Source organism: Treponema sp. R8-4-B8 (assembly GCF_054786175.1).
In genome coordinates this window covers 68,702-87,706 of sequence record NZ_BDHE01000486.1, presented here as the reverse complement: position 1 = coordinate 87,706, position 19,005 = coordinate 68,702, and the positions used below count along the sequence as shown (strand labels likewise).

The 19,005-nt window shown below is 41.1% G+C and carries 19 protein-coding genes; 10 read left to right on the top strand and 9 right to left on the bottom strand.

Annotated features, from left to right (window positions below; genetic code table 11):
* Positions 1 to 9 precede the first annotated feature (9 nt).
* Positions 10 to 1,032, bottom strand: a complete 1,023-nt coding sequence (locus tag ACYVRA_RS12910; RefSeq protein ID WP_461253126.1) for a glycoside hydrolase family 5 protein — start codon at positions 1,030 to 1,032, stop codon at positions 10 to 12.
* A gap of 111 nt (positions 1,033 to 1,143) precedes the next feature.
* On the opposite strand from ACYVRA_RS12910, the gene ACYVRA_RS12905 reads away from it, so the two are divergent.
* From ACYVRA_RS12905 to ACYVRA_RS12885, 5 genes are all read left to right on the top strand, one after another.
* A complete protein-coding gene (locus ACYVRA_RS12905; protein ID WP_461253125.1) occupies positions 1,144 to 2,736 on the top strand; it encodes a glycoside hydrolase family 43 protein in 1,593 nt (530 codons plus the stop codon).
* A complete protein-coding gene (locus ACYVRA_RS12900; RefSeq protein WP_461253124.1) occupies positions 2,733 to 4,646 on the top strand; it encodes a sialate O-acetylesterase in 1,914 nt (637 codons plus the stop codon). Before ACYVRA_RS12905 ends, ACYVRA_RS12900 begins: the two co-directional genes overlap by 4 nt.
* A gap of 8 nt (positions 4,647 to 4,654) precedes the next feature.
* Positions 4,655 to 5,386: an NAD(+) synthase gene (nadE, locus tag ACYVRA_RS12895; RefSeq protein WP_461253123.1), complete on the top strand. Its 732-nt coding sequence runs from the start codon at positions 4,655 to 4,657 to the stop codon at positions 5,384 to 5,386.
* Between the two features lie 410 nt (positions 5,387 to 5,796).
* Positions 5,797 to 6,738: an Rpn family recombination-promoting nuclease/putative transposase gene (locus tag ACYVRA_RS12890; RefSeq protein WP_461253122.1), complete on the top strand. Its 942-nt coding sequence runs from the start codon at positions 5,797 to 5,799 to the stop codon at positions 6,736 to 6,738.
* A 23-nt stretch (positions 6,739 to 6,761) separates the two neighbouring features.
* On the top strand, positions 6,762 to 7,004 hold the full coding sequence (locus ACYVRA_RS12885) for a hypothetical protein (RefSeq protein ID WP_461253121.1): 243 nt from the start codon (positions 6,762 to 6,764) through the stop codon (positions 7,002 to 7,004).
* A 223-nt stretch (positions 7,005 to 7,227) separates the two neighbouring features.
* On the opposite strand, the gene ACYVRA_RS12880 is transcribed toward ACYVRA_RS12885, so the two are convergent.
* The 4 genes from ACYVRA_RS12880 to ACYVRA_RS12865 all read right to left on the bottom strand — a co-directional run bounded on the left by ACYVRA_RS12880 (position 7,228) and on the right by ACYVRA_RS12865 (position 11,123).
* Entirely contained in the window at positions 7,228 to 7,614 is a 387-nt protein-coding gene (locus tag ACYVRA_RS12880) for a hypothetical protein (protein ID WP_461253120.1), read from the bottom strand.
* Between the two features lie 96 nt (positions 7,615 to 7,710).
* A complete protein-coding gene (locus ACYVRA_RS12875; protein ID WP_461253119.1) occupies positions 7,711 to 9,153 on the bottom strand; it encodes a choice-of-anchor D domain-containing protein in 1,443 nt (480 codons plus the stop codon).
* An 11-nt stretch (positions 9,154 to 9,164) separates the two neighbouring features.
* Positions 9,165 to 9,917, bottom strand: a complete 753-nt coding sequence (locus tag ACYVRA_RS12870; RefSeq protein ID WP_461253118.1) for a hypothetical protein — start codon at positions 9,915 to 9,917, stop codon at positions 9,165 to 9,167.
* A gap of 81 nt (positions 9,918 to 9,998) precedes the next feature.
* Positions 9,999 to 11,123 carry a hypothetical protein gene (locus tag ACYVRA_RS12865; RefSeq protein WP_461253117.1) on the bottom strand — a complete coding sequence of 375 codons (1,125 nt, stop codon included), beginning with the start codon at positions 11,121 to 11,123 and terminating at the stop codon, positions 9,999 to 10,001.
* A 243-nt stretch (positions 11,124 to 11,366) separates the two neighbouring features.
* Between ACYVRA_RS12865 and ACYVRA_RS12860 the strand changes: the two genes are divergently transcribed.
* The 4 genes from ACYVRA_RS12860 (at position 11,367) to ACYVRA_RS12845 (ending at position 12,798) form a co-directional block, all read left to right on the top strand.
* Positions 11,367 to 11,747 carry a helix-turn-helix domain-containing protein gene (locus ACYVRA_RS12860; protein ID WP_461253116.1) on the top strand — a complete coding sequence of 127 codons (381 nt, stop codon included), beginning with the start codon at positions 11,367 to 11,369 and terminating at the stop codon, positions 11,745 to 11,747.
* Positions 11,748 to 11,843: 96 nt separating this feature from the next.
* The gene (locus ACYVRA_RS12855; protein ID WP_461253115.1) at positions 11,844 to 12,143 is read left to right on the top strand and encodes a hypothetical protein; all 300 of its coding nucleotides are present in this window, start codon (positions 11,844 to 11,846) and stop codon (positions 12,141 to 12,143) included.
* A 42-nt stretch (positions 12,144 to 12,185) separates the two neighbouring features.
* Positions 12,186 to 12,440, top strand: a complete 255-nt coding sequence (locus tag ACYVRA_RS12850) for a type II toxin-antitoxin system Phd/YefM family antitoxin (RefSeq protein WP_461253114.1) — start codon at positions 12,186 to 12,188, stop codon at positions 12,438 to 12,440.
* Between the two features lie 10 nt (positions 12,441 to 12,450).
* Positions 12,451 to 12,798: a type II toxin-antitoxin system RelE/ParE family toxin gene (locus tag ACYVRA_RS12845; RefSeq protein WP_461253113.1), complete on the top strand. Its 348-nt coding sequence runs from the start codon at positions 12,451 to 12,453 to the stop codon at positions 12,796 to 12,798.
* Positions 12,799 to 12,954: 156 nt separating this feature from the next.
* On the opposite strand, the gene ACYVRA_RS12840 is transcribed toward ACYVRA_RS12845, so the two are convergent.
* Complete coding sequence (locus ACYVRA_RS12840) at positions 12,955 to 13,677, bottom strand: hypothetical protein (RefSeq protein WP_461253112.1); 723 nt, start codon at positions 13,675 to 13,677, stop codon at positions 12,955 to 12,957.
* A gap of 132 nt (positions 13,678 to 13,809) precedes the next feature.
* Between ACYVRA_RS12840 and ACYVRA_RS12835 the strand changes: the two genes are divergently transcribed.
* Entirely contained in the window at positions 13,810 to 15,528 is a 1,719-nt protein-coding gene (locus ACYVRA_RS12835; RefSeq protein ID WP_461253111.1) for an AMP-dependent synthetase/ligase, read from the top strand.
* Between the two features lie 190 nt (positions 15,529 to 15,718).
* Here the strand turns inward: ACYVRA_RS12835 and ACYVRA_RS12830 are convergent, their stop codons facing one another.
* Genes ACYVRA_RS12830 through ACYVRA_RS12820 form a run of 3 tightly spaced genes read right to left on the bottom strand, consistent with a single transcriptional unit; the run spans position 15,719 to position 19,000 of the window.
* Positions 15,719 to 16,117, bottom strand: coding sequence for a GtrA family protein (locus ACYVRA_RS12830; protein WP_461253110.1), 399 nt, complete (start codon positions 16,115 to 16,117; stop codon positions 15,719 to 15,721).
* Positions 16,117 to 18,024 carry a hypothetical protein gene (locus ACYVRA_RS12825; protein WP_461253109.1) on the bottom strand — a complete coding sequence of 636 codons (1,908 nt, stop codon included), beginning with the start codon at positions 18,022 to 18,024 and terminating at the stop codon, positions 16,117 to 16,119. The genes ACYVRA_RS12830 and ACYVRA_RS12825 overlap by 1 nt, the downstream gene beginning before the upstream one ends.
* Positions 18,011 to 19,000, bottom strand: a complete 990-nt coding sequence (locus ACYVRA_RS12820) for a glycosyltransferase family 2 protein (protein ID WP_461253108.1) — start codon at positions 18,998 to 19,000, stop codon at positions 18,011 to 18,013. The genes ACYVRA_RS12825 and ACYVRA_RS12820 overlap by 14 nt, the downstream gene beginning before the upstream one ends.
* Positions 19,001 to 19,005 lie beyond the last annotated feature (5 nt).

Here is a 19,005-nt window from a genome sequence, read left to right as displayed (position 1 = left end):
GGTAATTTGTTAAATTTTTAACCCCATAGCTTGAATAATTTCTTTATCCAAATCAGCGGGAAATGTCCCCCTGAATTGCGTTTTAAATACTCCAAAACCGCCAAAATAATCCCAGCATATCCACGGGATTTTCTTCTTCGTGAGTTCGCCGCAGATAAATTTGTACCACGTTACGCGATCTTCCCTGGGGCTTTGTTTCATAAATACGCCGAACTCTCCGCAGAAAACGGGAACTTTTCTATCCTTAGAAAAAGTAACCGCCCTTTCAAGAGTTTCGCTTAGTTTAGCCAGCTTTGAATCCTTTTCGTATCTTTTTAAAGATTCTTCAACCCATGTGCCTTTAAATGTTTCATGGACTTGAGGGATAAAATTTAACGGGGAAGGAAACGGAAGATCCGACAGCGGGTCAAGAGACGGTTTATTCCATGTCGCGCCCTGATGCGTAAAAAGATGAGGATCATAAAAGTGAAAAGTATAAATTAAATTTTTATCGGCATATATGGGAATTTGAAATAGTTTTTCTATTGAATTGTAATTTGTGCCGCCCGCGATAATCTGCCGCTCTTTATCAAACTTTCTTATCGCCTCTATCGTATTCCGCTGAATTTCTCCCCAACGATCATCGGCAATGCCGTGAGGCTCGTTTAACACTTCGTATAATAAAAAATTACCGCGATCTTTAAAAGTCATGGCAATCTGTTCCCACACAGGTATAAGAATTTTATCAATATTATCGTCCGTGGGATTAATCGGATGAAACGAATGATTGTCTATAATAAGATAAATCTGATGTTTTTCCGCCCAATCGGCGGCGGCCTCAAGGTATTTTAATAATTCAGGTTCAAGGGTATGATCTTTTTCGCCAAGAACAAAATTATGAAAAGCGACGGGAAGGCGGACAACGTCGGCCCCCAGACTTTTTACATCGATAAAATCCTGTTCGTTGAACTTTTTAAAATCAATATCCTTAAAAGTACGCGCCTCAAACCATTTGGAAAAATTAAATCCGCGCGAGAATGGAACATTTGCCATATATTCTCCTTTTTCGTCCATAATAATAACTAGGAACCTTTAAAAATATAACCGAGGTTTTTTGAGATTTCCTCTATTTAATATTACCGCAAATAATGATAAAATCAATATATGGAATTTAAGTATCGTAATCCGGTGTTAAGCGGATTTTACCCCGACCCGTCAATTTGCCGCGTCGGTAATGACTTTTATCTTGTCAACTCAACGTTTGCCTATTTTCCCGGCATACCAATTTTTAACAGCAAAGATTTGATAAACTGGAAACAGATAGGCAATGCCATTGACAGGCCGGGACAATTATGTTTTGACGGGCATGATATTTCACAAGGTCTTTTCGCCCCGACAATCCGTGAAAACAACGGCGTTTTTTACATTCTTTGCACGCTTATAAACACGGGCGGCAATTTTATAATTACTGCGAAAGACCCAAAAGGCCCCTGGTCAGATCCAATCTGGCTCTCCGGCGCTGATGGAATTGACCCTTCGATTTTTTTTGACGACGATGGAAAAGTCTGGTATATCGGCACTCATCCCGCGCCCGAAGGCGAAGCGTATTCAGGCAACTATGAAATTTACATTCATGAAATGGACATGGAAAAACTTGCCAACGGAAAAAATCCGCTGACCGGTCCAAGCATTGGCTTATGGCGCGGCGCTCTTCACGGCGCTATCTGGCCTGAGGGGCCGCATATCTATAAAATCGGCGGCTGGTATTATTTATTGCACGCCGAAGGCGGGACAGGTATTGAGCACGCGGTTTGCATCGCGAGGGCAAAAGAAATTAAAGGGCAGTGGGAAGGCAAAAGGAGCAATCCCATCGTCACGCACAGGCATCTTGGAAAGAGGGCAAAAATAATTAATGTGGGACACGCCGATTTAGTTGACGATACTGACGGAAACTGGTGGATGGTTTTACTCGCGTCCCGCCAGTTTGACGGCGTATGCCCTCTTGGGCGCGAAACTTTTATCGTTCCGATTTATTGGGAAAACGAATGGCCGTTCATAGCTACCGCTACCGGCCTTATCGAAGACGGATTGCCCCAGCAGGAATTTGACGGAGAAAACGTAAATTTTGACCTGCTTGATTCCTGTGATTATTTTAACGGTGACTCGCTTCCGTTCCATTGGCTGACCTTGAGAATGCCGGTTGATAAAAAAGACGCGGCCTTCAGTTTAACGGAACGAAAAGACGCGCTGCGCCTCTTTACAACGGCGGCTTCAATGCGCGGGAAAGAACATCCGGCTTTCGCTGGAAGAAGAATCAGGCATAAAGACTGGTCGTTCCGCGTTTTAATGGAATTTACCCCTAAAAAAGAAAATGAGTCGGCGGGATTAATCTTATTGCAAAACGAAAATTTTCAGTACCGTCTGGAAAATTATCTTTCACCTAACGATACTTTTATGATCCGCCTGATAAGAGCCGCCGGCAATGAAGACGAAATAATCGCCTCTGATCAGTACCCAAATTATGAAACGCCAATGATGTTAGCCGCCGTGAATAAAGACATGAAACTTTCTTTTTTTTACGGCAAAGACAAAAACTCCCTTAAATGTTTAAAAGACGATATGGACGCTCGCCTGCTCAGCACGGAATACGCGGGCGGTTTTGTGGGAACATTAGCCGGAATCTTTGCCACTGGCGGCGGGGAGAACACGGGCAATTACGCCGACGTGATATTTGCCGATTACAGAGGTTTGGCGTGAAAGATCTGTTAATGTCGCCTCTTTTTAGCGACGGAATGGTTTTACAGCGGGACAGCCATTTCCCTATTTGGAGCAGAAAAAAAATAACCGTTATTTTTTTAGGGAAAACTTACGAAGCAAAACCCTCAGACGGAAAATGGCTCATAACGCTCGATCCCGTCAGCGCGGGCGGCCCTTTTGAAATGCAAATAAAAAGCAATGATGAATCAGTTACGATAAAAGAAGTTTATTCAGGCGACTTATGGCTCTGCTCAGGGCAAAGTAACATGGAAACGCCAATGGAACGCCTTCGCGATAATTTCAGCGAAGAGTGGGAATTAAAAGAGTATCCCGTTATCAGACATTTTAAAACTCCCCAGGAGTGGGATTTTTCTTCTCCCCGCGAAGATATTTCAGGCGGAAGTTGGCAAAAACCGTCTAAAGAAACGCTTTCTAGTTTTACCGCGACTCCATGGTTCTTCGCAAAATATATGTACGAAAAATACCACGTCCCTATCGGGCTAGTTAATACCGCCTGGGGCGGCACTCCTATTGAATCATGGATGAGCCGCGACGCCCTATCTGACTATCCGCAAAAAATCGCCATTGGGAATCAATACGCCGACGACGCAAAACGCGAAGAAATTATCAGCAAGTCTGCATCCGTTATTTCTGAATGGGAAAAAAATGTCGCCCATGAGGATATCGGCATTCCCAAAGATTGGAAAAATCCCGACACGGATATTTCTTCGTGGGACGACATTACCCTGCCGGGAGATTTTTCAGGAGCGGGGCTTGAAAATTTTTGCGGCGCGTTATGGCTTGCGAAAGATTTTGAAGTTGGGGAAGATTTTGCCGCCAAAGAAGTTAAAGTCTGGCTTGGAACTATCATTGACAGCGATACCGTTTTCATTAACGGCGTAGAAATCGGAAGCACAGGATACCGTTATCCGCCGCGCAAATATACATGCAAAGGATTAGTTAAAAAAGGCATAAACCGCGTCGTAATAAGAGTTATCTGCAATAGAGGCGACGGCGGCGTGACGATCAATAAACCTTTCCGTGTTTTTACTGACGGCGAATCCGTGGAACTTCGCGGGACATGGAAATACAAGATAGGCGTAAAAGCCCCAACGCGCCCAGAAGAATTTTTCTTCCAGAGTCTGCCAATGGGAAACTTTTACGCGATGGTCTGCCCTTTTCTTAAATTTCCAGTTAAAGGAGTTATCTGGTATCAGGGAGAATCAAACGATTTTTATCCAAACGAATATAAAAAACTTTTTCCCTTGATGATTAACGATTGGCGCAAAAAGAACAATAATGAAAAATTGCCGTTTATCTTTGTCCAACTGCCTATTTGGAAAGAATCTTCAGATAACAACGAAGCGCACGGTTGGGCGATAATCCGCGAAGCGCAGGCGGACGCGATGTCCCTGCCAAATACCGGTATGGCGTGCGCTCTTGATCTTGGCGAATGGAACGATTTACACCCCATTAACAAAAAAGACGTAGGTTACCGCCTTTTCCTTGCGGCGGACAAAACGGTATTCGCCGCCGAAAATACTTCGCCTGGGCCGACAGTGTCGCGTTTTGAGCGCCAGCAGGGCAAGATTAACATATTTTTTGATAATTGCGGCGCGGGATTAAAAGCAGTCAACGCGCCTTCATCCGCGACTGCTCTTGATCCGTCTAAGGAATCTTGCCCCTTATGTGAAAATAATCCCAATACCGCGTATGTCAGCGTAATCGGCGAAGATGCCCATGTCCGTCTGCCGGCAAAAATTGAAAGCGCGAACAAAATCAGCATTGATATATCAGGAATAAAAAATCCCAAAAAAATACTGTACGCGTGGGCGAATAATCCGCGTGACAGGCAATTGTTTAACAGCGACGGTTTGCCCGCGCTTCCTTTTAAGATTGAATTAAAATAGGAGTAATTATGTTTGACGCGAAAAAAACAAAAGACAAACTCATTGAATGGTTACGCGATTATTTTGAAAAAACCGGCCAAGACTGCAACGCCGTAGTCGGCATTTCAGGCGGCAAGGACAGTTCCGCAGTCGCGGCTCTTTGCGCGAACGCGTTGGGAAAAGAGCGGGTTTACGGCGTTTTAATGCCGCAGGGAAACCAGCACGACATCGCCTATTCGCGCGAGTTAGTTGAAATTTTGGGCATTAAAAAAATAGAAATCAACATAAAAAAAAGCGTTGACGCTCTTCTTGAAAGCATAAAAGAGGCCGCTTTTTCTTTGAACAGGCAGTCTGTCATCAATATACCAGCCAGAATAAGGATGACTGCCCTATACGCCGTATCCGCCTCCGTAAACGGCAGAGTCGCCAATACGTGCAATTTAAGCGAAGACTACATAGGCTACGCCACAAAATACGGCGACGCCGCCGGTGACTTTAGCCCCTTATCTCAGCTAACGGTTACTGAAGTGAAGTTGGTAGCGAAAGAATTATCGCTCCCCGCAAAATTTATCGACAAAGTTCCCGAAGACGGCCTTAGCGGTTTAAGCGATGAGGAAAATATCGGCTTTTCCTACGCCGTCCTGGACAGGTATATCCGCGAAGGCGTTTGCGAAGACTCGGCGATTAAAGAAAAAATAGACAGGATGCATAGGCTAAATTTGCATAAGTTGGAATTGATGCCTTATTTTGGGAATAAATAGATAGAGAAGAATATAACCACGGAGTACACGGAGTTACACGGAGGAAGAGAAGATTTTCGTACCAAAACCGTGTAACTCCAAGCTGTCCGACGAACGGCAGTCCTCCGTGGTTTTAAAATTCTTTTTTGCCCTCGAAGAACGCAAAGTTTAACGAAGAAAGAAATGTTTTCGTACTAAAACTCCGTGTACTCCGTTTCCTCCGTGGTTTAAATTCTTTATTGACCTCGAAGAACGCAAAATTTAACGAAGAAAGAAATGTTTTCGGAATTAAATCCCCTCTTCCTTCATGATCTCCTCCCCCTCCGTGTTCTTTGTGTGAATTTTTTTAAATAAATTTTCATTTTCGGTCAAGCGCCACGCATCTGCACGCCATATATAGGCGACAACAATTTTGTTGTTAAGGAGACCTAATGAAATCTAAAATTCAAAATTCTGTTCAGTACGAGTGGGGACCTTTCCCTTTCGAGGGCGGGACGCAAATCTATGACATCCGTCATGACCCGGTGTTCAAAGCCGTATTCACAAGAGACACCGCGTATTCAAGAGCTGCGCTGTCCGATCTTATTTCGGCGCTTATAGGCAGCGTTATTAAAGTGGGGACAATCACAGCCAACGAACCGCCAGTCAGCGATTTTAGGCAGCGGTACCTGCGTTTTGACATCGCCTGCAAAACCAAAAAAGGCGAGCCAATAAATGTTGAAATGTCTTTTAACCCGAAGGCTAACGAGCATGTTCGCCTTGAGTACCACGCCGCAAGGCTGTTTGCGGGGCAGGAGCTTCATGGAAAAGGCAAAAATTATGTCGATTTGAAAAAGACATATCAAATAGCCATTTTAGCGAAGAAAAAATTTTTTCCTGACAAAAACCTAATTCATGATTTTATTTATTATGATCCCAAGACCCTGGTTTCTTTGGGAGGAAAGACCAGAATAATAACAGTTGAACTTGAAAAGACAAAACCCATAGCCGAAAAACCTATAGAAAAGATGACAAACGCGGAACTGTGGGCGGTATTTATAGAATATTTGACAGATCCCGAAAAAAGGGGTAAAATTGTTGATATAGTTAATAAAGAGGAGGGCATAGCGATGGCGGTAAAAACAATGACGGGCTTCACGCAGAGGGAATTAGACTACATACGCGAGTCATATCGGATAAAATGCGATATGGACTATCAGGACGAAGTGGTAACCGCCCAGCGTAAAGCCCTTAAAGATGGCCGTAGAAAAGGCCGCAAAGAAGAAAAATTAATAATCGCTAAAAATTTGCTTGTAAAAGGTTCTTCCTTTGAATTCGTTCATGAAATAACAGGACTCTCTTTGGAAAAAATTAAAGAATTAAAATCGGGATAATCAATAGAGAGGAGGGCATAGCAATGGCGGTAAAAACGATGAAAGGCTTCACGCAGAGGGAATTGGATTACATACGCGAGTCATATCGGATAAAGTGCGATATGGATTATCAGGACGAAGTGGTAACTGCACAGCGTAAAGCCCGTAGAGAAGGACGTAAAGAAGAGAAACTAAATATTGCGCGGAATCTCAAAGGAATGGGAATATCAATTTCTCAAATAGCTAAAGGAACCGGCCTCTCCACGGATGTTATCGCCCAATTGTGAGGAATTTTTCCCATAAAGCCTCACACTAAGATCACTAAGGGACAAAGATCACAAAGGGAAAAAGGTTTTTGTCCGTAATCTTGTCGTGAATCCCACGCATAGTCTTCAGATATAAGGAAGAAAAGAATATAACCACGGAGAACACGGAGTTTTGGTACGAAAGTCTTTTCTTCCTCCGTGTACTCCGTGGTTTAAAATTCTTCTTGGACATTCCCCTTAATTTTCAAAATCCGCTAAGCGGCCCGAGATTACTTGGATTAGTTGTTTCAACAACAACCGTATTATCAGTAAATGTGAATACAGAATCATTACCTGTATCTACAACTACAAGTTCCTGTGTCCGTAAATTTTTTTCCGTTATTTCAAAATATATATAACCTGATCCTGCTGTAACTTCTTTGGTTGCTTTTGATCCTGCGTTTATGTAATATGTAGTTATATGCTGACCATCTGATTTATCTTCCGTAAAATTAAAACTCTGCCATTTGGCATTGCGTAAAGTCTTTCCGAATTCATTCCTTATGGTAAGCGTTGTCTTTGTTTCTTCAGTTTCGCATCCAATTAAAACAAAAATAAGCGTTAATGTTATTACTGTAAAAAGTTTCTTCATGTTTTTCCCTTTTATATCAGTTGCTATATTGAGGGGATAGCCCACTAACTGCGAACTATCCCCTCATTGTTCCCAATCTCTTCTTTCTTCTACAGGTTATTGAGTAAAAGACCGAACAGCACGAACCCGGTAAGAGTTGGATTTATAAACCCAATCCTGACCTCCAGGAGAGATGGTGTAGGAAGTACCATTATAATAATGAGTTAAACTACTGGTTCCAAAATTTTGAACCCATGCATCAAGACTATTGTACGCTGTTGATGACCAGTAACCAGCATTTGAGAACCCTCCTATAGTTGTTCTGCTTTGATATAATAAATCAAGCTCGCCCCTGTCAGGAAGCCTCCAGTTAGTGAAATTACCGCCTCTATAATTTGTCGCAGTTGACACTGCGTCTGTCCAATTATATGCCCCCAATTCCCCGCTGCACTCTTTGTACTGACCGCCTTGGGCAAAAAAGATCTTACCGCCACCAGGTCCTGTGTCTCCAATTTGATATTCATTACCGCCATTTCCCTTTACCCTAAAAGTAAATTCGGCGTTATTATCGCTATTGGTTTTGATCATTACTTGAGCGTTCAAATTGTTCCCCGCTGTTTTCGGGCTAAAGCTTATAATAAACGTTGTAGTACTTCCGGGAGCAATAGTCATTGAAGCGAAAGGTTGCTGGGTAACGCTAAAATGTTCGGAGGCGTTATTCGACAGATTGATAACGTTACCTTCAACAACATTAAACCTTAGGTCGGCTTTCCCTGAATTCCCTATGGTAAAGGTGACATCTTTATTGTTATTAACTAGCACGGAACCAAAATCATAATCCCCAAATTGCGCGATAGGGGCATCGCCAGCTTGTACTGTTATCTGGGGTTCCCTGTTTACTCCCAAAGTTCCAAAAGTACCTTCATTGGCGGGGTTGTCTACATCGACAATAATTGTATAATCATTAATAGTAAATGGTTTTTGTTGGTTTTGATCAACAACAACCCACTCTTTAGTTCGGGCGTTGATGGGGTTTGTCTTCCGCTTAAAATAAATATATCCTTTACCTTCCTGTACTGCCTTGGTAATATTAGCGCCGCTTCTTATTGATTCAGTGCCCTGGGTAAATGAAACATTATTCCACCGTACATCTGTAATTTCCGAGAAAGAATCGTTTTGGATTTTTAAAGAAGTACCGCCCGTCGAAGGATTGCCTGTCGAAGAATTGTTCTTTTTAAGTTGAACGGTTAATCCAGCCCTGTTCAATATTAAAGTATCCCCTGAAAGGGATGCCGAACCGTTGGAACCATAATTTGAATAAAGTGTTAAATTGTTCCCTTCTCGATACCATGTTCCATTAACGGATTGTATGCCTCCTTCGGCGCTCTGAATTATCATTACCCATGTATCTTGGGCAATATCAAGTGTTATTTCTTCCCCGTTATTATTACCTGTCCATTTACCGATAACATCAGAGTTATTATTCTCATCCGTATTCCCGTCATCACACCCTGCCAAAACCAGCGCAAAAATTGCCAATACCGTAAAAATTTTCTTCATAATATTTCCCCTTATCTAAAAATGATTGTTTGTTCCCCGGTTTTAACAACCGAGCTTCCGTTATATGTAAAACTGTATATAAAACCATTCTTCGCGGTAAAATCGGGAATGGCGGTATTTTCAAAGGTTGAGGCTATTTGATAGTTTTGGTACAATTTGCCGTCAGCAGGGATGCCCCCTTCGGTGCCAAGCGGCAGTTTGTAAACGCCGGTTTTTCCGGGCGCGACAGAAATATTATTGTTACCTGTCTGTTTGAATACAGTTCCTAAATACCTCAATTCAAATTGTAAACTTGAAGAGTTTATAATCTTTATAAACGCGTTGCGAAATTCAAGGTTCTGCGGCTGAGGTATCTGTTTGACGTAAGATTTATTTTCTTCTATTACAAAATTAATCTGCACATTGGGGTCTATGCCGCTTGCGATTACATCGCCGCTTTCAGTGTCAAAAGCGTCGTTTATCCGGTACAGGTACTCAATAGAAAAAGTTGAGCCTACCCCATAATTGTCGCTGGTACGGACATCAACTTTTTGCGAACCGCCCGCCGTTAATTCCAATAGTACCGGGCCGCTGAAAGCGTCCTGATGAACCACTACTTTGTAGCTTGATTCATTAAAGAATGTTACTTTTCCGGTTTTTACCACCAGATTATTTCCATTATTTGAATTGTTATTGTCATTTGTATCTGAACAGGCGACAAAGAACAAACCGATGATCAAAAATAAAACAAAATGGACTAAAGTCCGATAAACAAATTTTTTCATTGTTAGAATTACTCCACCACGAAACAATAAAATAGGCTGTCCAAACCGGTATTGCCAATTTGGACAGCTTAATTGAAAAAATTACAATGACCCTATATCATCACTCAGATCGCGCGGATTGGCGCTTTCGGTAAAGGTAAAAGAATAACCTGCCGCGGTTTGACCGCTTCCCGAAATTGATATTGTGTAGTCATAACCGTTTTTAAGCGTGGGAGTCGCGCCGTTGTTCAAAATGGGTATTGATAAAGCCTGATTGTAATAGGTAAGAACAATAGCCTGTTGAGATCCTGTGTTAGTACTTTTAATTTCATAGGTAAGCGTTTCGCCTGAACCTATTGAATCATACCCGTTCTGGCTTTTAAGCCTGTTGCTTCCCGAAAGGGTAACCCGTCCGCTCTGATTCGCGACGCTGTTTGTAACAGTGACATAAGCCACAGGAGAACTCAGCGTAGCTTTTATGCTGTCCCAAGTCGCTCCCTGATCGGCAGGAAGAGTATACGCTTGAATTTCAGCGCCGGTCGCGGCCCTCGGCGACACGCTGACGGTTTCAAACTGGCTTGTGGGTTTTAAGGTAGTTACTTGCCCTGTGCTTCTACTGTAATACACAAAAACCGGATAGATTGCGAAACCGTCCGTATTATCAGAATATAAAAGCATATTGGAAGCTAACGAAGGCAGATAGCCGATTTTTTCACCGTCTGGACTGTCCTTCCTCAGTTCCATGCCAATTCGTCCCAAATTGGTTACACGGTACGCGTAATCGCCTGTATAATTGGGGCTGATTTCAACACGGAATTTCTTGCCCTGCCCATAGGTTGCCATTGCCGAATATTCAATTTTTGCCCGTGACAGAGTAGTTTTGTTAGCGTCATATTCATCTTTGGCAATGCCGCGCAGTATTATAAAGCCGCCGACATTGAAATCGTCCACATCGTCCGAAATGTCAAAGTTCTTGCTGCTTAACGCCTTGACTCCGCCCAGAATGTTGCTGGAAGATGGAGTCTGTCCTTGGAATAAAACCATATCCTTTGACGTGTTATTGATCACGGTCAAAGTTCCTGCCGCTTCGTTGTCCCAACTGACACTGCCGTCTCCTGTGTTGTTGTTGTTATTGTTCCCGTCATCATTAGTGCCAGGACACCCCGCGAAACTCACTACAAGCCCCACAATCAACATAAGTACCCACATTTTCTGCATTTTCTTCATTTTTCGCTCCTTAGTAAAATTTATGCCCTAGACCATGTCAAGAGCTATTTAATTATATAACATACCATTATATGAACATTTTGTCAACAAAAACAGAATAAAAATGATAAAGATTTTAAAAAATGCTGATTTTACGGATAAACAGCCTGTATTTTTTAATAATCCTTGCATAAAGCAAATAAATCAAAAAAAATATTAGACCAAATTTCGGTCATTTATAATCATCAATTTATTATGTATTTAATGAATGAAAAAACCATCGCGCAGGTGTTTGCGGAAAATGTGGCTTATTACCGTAAAAAACAGGGAAATTCCCAGTATGATTTAGCGATGACAAGCGGCATAAGCAGAACGATGATTAGCCATTATGAAAGAGAGGGGATGCTGCCCCCAGCCGACCGTTTGCAGGCTTTGGCCGACGCTTTGGGAATTCCTGTCTACAAACTGTTTATGGAACATGAAAAGGAAAAAAATCCTGAAAATGACTTGTCAACTATAGACGCCAGAAGCGTAAAAAAACTCCGTGATATTCTTTCCCTTCCCCCCGATGACCGCAATGACCTCTACCGTATCCTTAATAAAATGCTCAGAAAAAACCAGCTTGAAAAGATAAATAGGCCGTAATTTTAAATATCCCATTTCAAATATATTGACATTTGTGTTTCTTATGGTGTATTCTTAACATTAGATTTTAATATTTACAATATTAAGGGTGAAAAAATGGTAATAGATGTAGATTTTGAGGTAAACAAATACAAAAACTGTAAAGACAGGGACGAGCTCACAAGGCTGATTAAAGAGTATAAAAACCTTGCGATGCAGAACGCGGAAGATTTTTCCACAGCCGGAAAATATAATTCGGTGGCGTTTAAACTGCAGGAAATCTGCGACAAACTTCCGCCGCCTAATCTAAAGAATCCGGCCGCCTCCCGCAAAAGCGCTCCTACCAAAACAGCCAACCTAACCAAAGAAGAGCGAGCCCGTATAGAATCCGAATGGGAAAAAAAGGCTAAAAGATAACCGAAAGAGCTCACACAAAGATAAATATTTGGGGGTACAATAATGCCTACGATACGGAAAAGCGCTGATTTACGGAATAATTATGGTGAGATATCGGAATTTTGCCATAATTACAGAGAACCAATATTTATTACCAAAAACGGTCAGGGCGATTTGGCTGTAATGAGTATTGAAACATACGAGGCACTAATGGGAAGGCTTGAATTGTATCAGGCGCTAGAAGTAGGTTTGAATCAAATAGAAAATGGAGAAACAATTCCTGAAGAAGAAATGCTGGAACATATAAAAAATTTATAAGGCTCAATAATTGTATAGGGTAGAATTCTCAAAAATAATTAAAGAGGATATTGATCAAGCCCATAATTATATAAAGGAGACTCTGGAAGCTCCGATGGCTGCTGATAATCTAAAAAAAGAATTATTGGAACAAATAGAAAGCATTAAAAATAATCCGTATGCAAGACCGTTAGTTCAAGATAAATATTTGGCGTATTTAGGCTTAAGATCAAAAAAAGTAAATAATTATTTATTATTCTATAAAATAAAAGAAACTGATAACAAGGGAAAAAAATATGTATACTTAATCAGATTTATGTACGGTAAAAGAAATTGGATAAAAATATTTAAAAATGAATCTATAAATGAATTAATGTAAGGCATGAACCGTCAATGACGTTTTGTAATAGGGGTAAAGTCCAATTTTTGTCCGTTATCTTTTCGTGAAGTTCCACGCTAAGCTCTCGGACAAAAACCTTTAATCCCTCTTTGTGTTCTTCTCTTCCTTTGTGTCCTTTGTGAGAAATTTCTTTAATTAATTTTTCCAGTTTACTTCATAAGATATTGGAGTCTCCAAGACCAGCAAATCTAACAATGGAATGTCAAAAACCACCCTCTTGCCGGAGAAAGTTCCACCCTTTGCGCTTGTTACCGAGCCGGGAAAATCAACCGAGACGCGAATTCTTGATGAGGCTATTTCATCGCTTATTGATTTATTGTAAAAGGAGGCGACTACTTCCAGATATTCAGTCTTGCTCATTATTTCGCCTGTGGCAATGGGAGCCATTAGGGCGTTAAGGTAATCGCTAATATCCGAAGAAAGATAATCAAGCATCGCGGAGCCGTTTTCCATGTTAATGGAAAATACGCATTTGCCGCCTGAACGACCTTGTTCAAAAGTGACGATACCCTTCTTGTCCGCCGAGGCAAGAAAGGTATTTATCTGTGAAACTCGCGCATGTCCGTCTACAGCGGACGGAGAGGTGTTTTTAAAAGTTACTGTGTCAATTCCCGGGGCTTTTGACATTGACCGCGCAATGGATTGGCCATCCAGTATCTGTGAAAGCTCCTGCCCGCCCGCGGCGGCAATGGATCGAATTAACGCGGTTACCCTTTGCCCCAAAGACATGCTGACGGTCATAACAGCCGAACCGGTTGCCGTAATATTGCCGTCAATCTTGGCGGTACAAGAAAAAAGCGTGAAAACCCCTACAAATAGAGGCAAAATGATCGATTTTTTTATAAAATAACTTTTCATTACTATTATAATACTATAGAATTAATGAAAAGTTACAGTTATAATCGCAAATAACGCAACTTTAATTTACATTTTGTGTCAAAATGTCATAGGGTATTTAATACTCGAAAAAAAAGTTATTTGGAGGAAAAAATGTCTGTTCCGTATACTGAAAAACCCTGGGAATTTCTAAAAGAATATCGTGAAATAAAAGTCTTTTCCGGTGAATGGCCTACTTTGCCTGAAATGTTTAAAATAACCGTTTCCCGTTATCCGCAGCGCGCCTGTTTTACCATTTATGAGCCGAACAGAATCAGTCTGAATTACACCGAAGCGCTCAAGCTGATAGAAGCCGTCGCCCGTTGGCTGCATAAAAATGGAATTCGCCGTGGTGACAGAGTCGCCGTTACTGGAAAAAACGCCCCTGAATGGGCAGTCGCGTATCTTGCCATCCTTTTCGCCGGCGGCGTGGTTGTCCCGATAGATTATCAGCTTAAAAATGAAGAAATCGACATGCTGTTAAAAGCCTCAGGCGCGCGCATGATTTTTGTTGATGAAGAAAAACATGAGTATTATACGTCAAAAAGATCCGGCCTTGAAAAAGTTCTTTCCTTAAGAAAAGGAGTGGGAACATATATTTATGATCTTGACGGGCCTCAAGCTGAAATTGAAAAGGCGGTAGAGACCGATACCGCCGCGGTGCTTTTTACATCGGGAACAATGGGAATACCCAAAGGGGTTATTCTAACGCACAGAAACCTTGTCTCGGATTGTTATCTTGCCCAGGGAACGCCTCTTATAGTTTTACATACCGACGTATTTTACGCGATATTGCCGATTCATCATTCATACACGATGCTGGCGGTATTCATAGAAACAATTTCAACAGGTGCTGAAGTTGTTTTTGGAAAACGAATGGTGACGACGCAAATTTTAAAAGACCTTAAAGAAGCGAAGATCACCATGCTGTTAGGCGTGCCTATGCTTTTTAATAAAGTTCTTTCAGGAATCTTAAGGGGACTAAAAGCCAAAGGGCCGATTGTTTACGGGCTTATATCATTTTTAATGGGCATTTCCGGCCTTATAAAAAAAGTTTGTAAAGTAAATCCCGGCAAGAAAATGTTCGGGTTCGTTCTGGACAAGGCAAGCCTTACGTCGATACGCATTTGTATCTGCGGCGGCGGCCCTCTCGCACCCAGCGTATTTAGAAAATATAACCAGCTTGGCATCGACTTTGTTCAAGGTTACGGTCTTACCGAGACTTCCCCGATTATAACAATTAATCCTATCGAAGCGTACAAGGAAACCAGCGTTGGCCGCCCATGTCCCGGCGTAGACATGAAAATTTTAAATCCCGACGAGCGCGGAATCGGCGAAGTAATCGTAAAAGGGCCTATGGTAATGCAGGGCTATTATCAATTGCCGGAAGAAACAGCCGCGGCTTTTACAAGTGACGGTTATCTTAAAACAGGCGACTTGGGTTATATGGATGGCGAAAACTATTTGTACCTGACAGGCCGCGCGAAAAACATGATCGTTACGGAAGGCGGCAAAAACGTTTATCCCGAAGAAATAGAAAACGAGTTCCAGCTTTATGAGGAAATCGATCAGATTTTAATACGCGGATATATACAGGATAAAAGGACGAAAAGTGAAACCATCGAAGCTCTTGTGTATCCCAATCCCGAATTCAAAGACTCAAACGGCGCGATTCCTGACGCGGCTGATATGAAAGACAGAATTAATTTGATCATTACTGAAGTCAACCAAAGATTACAACCCTATCAAAAAATAGACCACGTTGTAATTCTTGATAAGCCGATGGAAATGACCACTACCAAGAAAATTAAACGTGGCGAGTTGAATAGTTAAGTTAATACGGAAGAATTCACACGAAGGACACAAAGAAAGAGAAGAACACAAAGAGGAATTAAAGGTTTTTGTCCGAATGTTATGCATATGCTTCACGATAAGATAACGGACAAAAACCCCTTCTTCCCCCTTTGTGATCTTTGTTCCTTTGTGATCTTTGTGTGAACTCTTCCGGAAATTATTCTGGTTTTTAGGATTTTTTAAACACAATGAATCTTTGTCCAAGATAGTTCAATCCGGTAAAAATGCACATTCCTGTAAATAAAGAAACATTATCCCGTATTTTTTGCGGATATTCCGCAAACAAAAAGTATAGCGCTGTTCTTGCTATTTTATAAGCTAAAAACCATGAGACCGTAATAGTTGCAATATAGGCGATTATCATATACAAAGACCATTTGCGGACATTAAAGGTCCAGTATTTATTGAGAAAAAAACTTAAAATGCTTCCTAATACATAGTTTGCCGCAGATGAAATCCAGTACCCAAAGCCAAAAATATTGTACATAACAAACATCAAGCCGGAACCTGCAATTGTATTGACAAATCCGACCATTAAAAATTTAAGAAGAATACGATCAAATATCATCAGTTGTCCAGAACTTCACGATGGATAATTTCCGCGGAAGGGTATCTAATAACAATAAAATTGTTATCCTCGTAATTTGTATCAAGCAGCGTAAAAGGCCGCCCTGCTTTTTGCGCCATATCCCACTCAGCGCGGCTTAATAGCAGAAAAGATTCTCCATGATGAAAAGAAGGATTGAAAAATTTTACCGAGATTAACCAACTTGAAAGTTGTAATTGAGTGCTTTTATCTGGATTCAGTCCGTCAGGCTTTAGTGAAGCCAGTTCAACTTTTCCATTGGTCAATTCGGTTGTTACATTTGCGTTCAAGGAGGTTGCAAATCCATAATCAAGCTGATTATCCAGTAAATACTTTATATAGCCTTTCCTGACGGAATTTATATCCCGTCCTGCCATATTTTGAAGATTCAGATAACATTGCCCGCAAATGAACAAAATAATTCCCAAAATAACAGCCGCGCGCTTGAGATACCCGTAAAATTTTTCAGCATGTTCAAAGAAAATAGCGATAAGCGGAATGTATAACACCATAAAAGGTATGAAGAATCTGTCGGTAACATCTTCATCAACTAAAATAAAGATAAAAATATTGAAAATAGCTGAAACAATGAAAAAATACGGCGTAAATTGATATTCTGCGGATTGTAACATCGCGTTATTTTGAACCTTCTGCCGGCATGATTTTATAACCGCCCAAAATAAAAGAAATGTTGCTATTATCGCGATTACGCTGAATATGCCCTGGGCCGACAAAAGCGAACTTCCGGGAAAAAGCCCGAAAAATCCCGCGAAGCATACAAAACATTGACCAAGTTTTGGAAAGAAATCAACGTACAGATCAGTCAAACGCATATTTTCATGAGAATGAAAACTGTACCAAAAATGCAGAAGATAATTTGCCGCGAAACCTGCACAGCACACGACAAAACTATAACATGCCAAAAACAGGGGAAAGTTCTTTTTTTGCGCCGCTTTAAAATATAAATAAATACAGGTTATTAATAATGGAATATGGACGCAAAGCAAAGAGCGGATTCCCTGTATGCCGAGCATAAACGACAATGCGGTAAACAGGATAAAGTCAATCAATGCTGTTTTTGTCGTACCCATTTGACTGCTAAGTCTGATAAACAAGCCGAGACAGCAAAAAAACTGGACAATAAATAAAATGTAATAACCGCCAAACGTTACAATATTCCAATAAACTGTTGAGACGGGCGCGATTAAAAAAACACACGTAATAAATATCCATTTTGCCCGTATCTTCATTTGTTTGGCCATAAACAGATATGAAAAAATCAATGCCAAATTGTTGAGCAATATAGTAAGAGCGCGTATCAAAGCCCAGTTCTCATAACGCCCTAATAATTTAAAAAGCGGCATGATGAATATAGTTTGATATATTACGCGTATCTCCGTTGAATAATGCCAGTTGCGGCTGACAAAAGTATTTTCATCGGCCAACAGTTTTCCTAAAACCATTTCCGATGAATTATCATTGCTCAACCATTGCCATCCGTGCCGATATGAAAAAATACTGACATAAACCAGCAGAAATACGCATATTCCAACAGCCAAAGCAATAATCAATCGCGTATTTTTAGCGTCTTCCAAAAACTTAGAAACGGTTTTATAGAACAGACAGCAAAGAGCCATTACAAAAACCACAAGGCCGAAAAATGGCAGGGACAATAATGACCGCAAGCGGTTTTCAAAAACGCCGCTTGATGTTCCCTTGCGGGAAATACGCGAGTCAACAAATGAAAAAAGAGCGTTCTGTACCGGCGGAAGCAGCGGTATAATACAAATTATTATACACGCAAGTAAAAGTATTATTACTAACTTCCTTACCTTTGTTGAATGATAAATTCTGTCCAGTAAAACTTCAGGCGTTTCATTGTTCTTCATTTATTTTCTCCTGTATAAATAAAGTTTTTTCGACATGGTATCTGGGACGATGTTTTGCCTCCAAATATATTTTTCCTATGTATTCACCGACAATACCGAGGGAAAAAAGTATCAAGCCGCCTATTCCCCACAAGGAACAGGCTATACTTGCCCAACCAGATATTGTATGACAGGAGAAATACCTGACAAAAAAATACGCAATCATCGCAATACTGACGGCAAAAATTAAAACTCCCAGCAGAGTTATAAGGCGTAATGGCTTTACTGAAAATGAAGTAATGCCCTCCATGGCGAATTTAATCATCTTCTTCAACGGATATTTGCTTGTTCCAGCCATACGTTCAGCGCGAGTGTAATACTCAATGCACGTTTTGAATCCAAGCATGGGAATAAGGCCGCGTAAAAAAAGATTTACTTCGCCGTATTCCGCCAGCGCTTCAAGCGCTTTTTTTCCCATTAGGCGGAAATCGGCATGGTTATATACAACGTCCACGCCTAAAAAACGCATGAAACGGTAAAACCCCTGCGCCGTGGACCGTTTAAAAAAACTGTCTTTTTTCCGGTTTGAGCGGACACCGTATACAATTTCAAATCCTGCGCGGTATTTTTCCGTCATTTTGCAGATAACATCAATATCATCCTGTAAATCCGCGTCTATGGAAATAGCCGCGTCAACATGATTTTTAACCGCAAGCAATCCGCATAAAAGGGCGTTTTGATGCCCTCTGTTTCCCGATAATTTTATCCCGCTAAAAACAAATCTGTTTTCCGCATGAAATTTTTCTATCAAGCTCCATGTGTTATCGCTTGAGCCGTCGTCAACAAAAAGTAATGTCGATTTTTCATTTATAATTTGTTCAGATATAAGTTTCTGTAATATACCAGACAGTTTTTTCGCTGTTTCAGGCAATACTTCCTGTTCATTGTAACATGGGACAATAATTGCCAATACCGGTTTATTATAGTTTGTATCCATATATA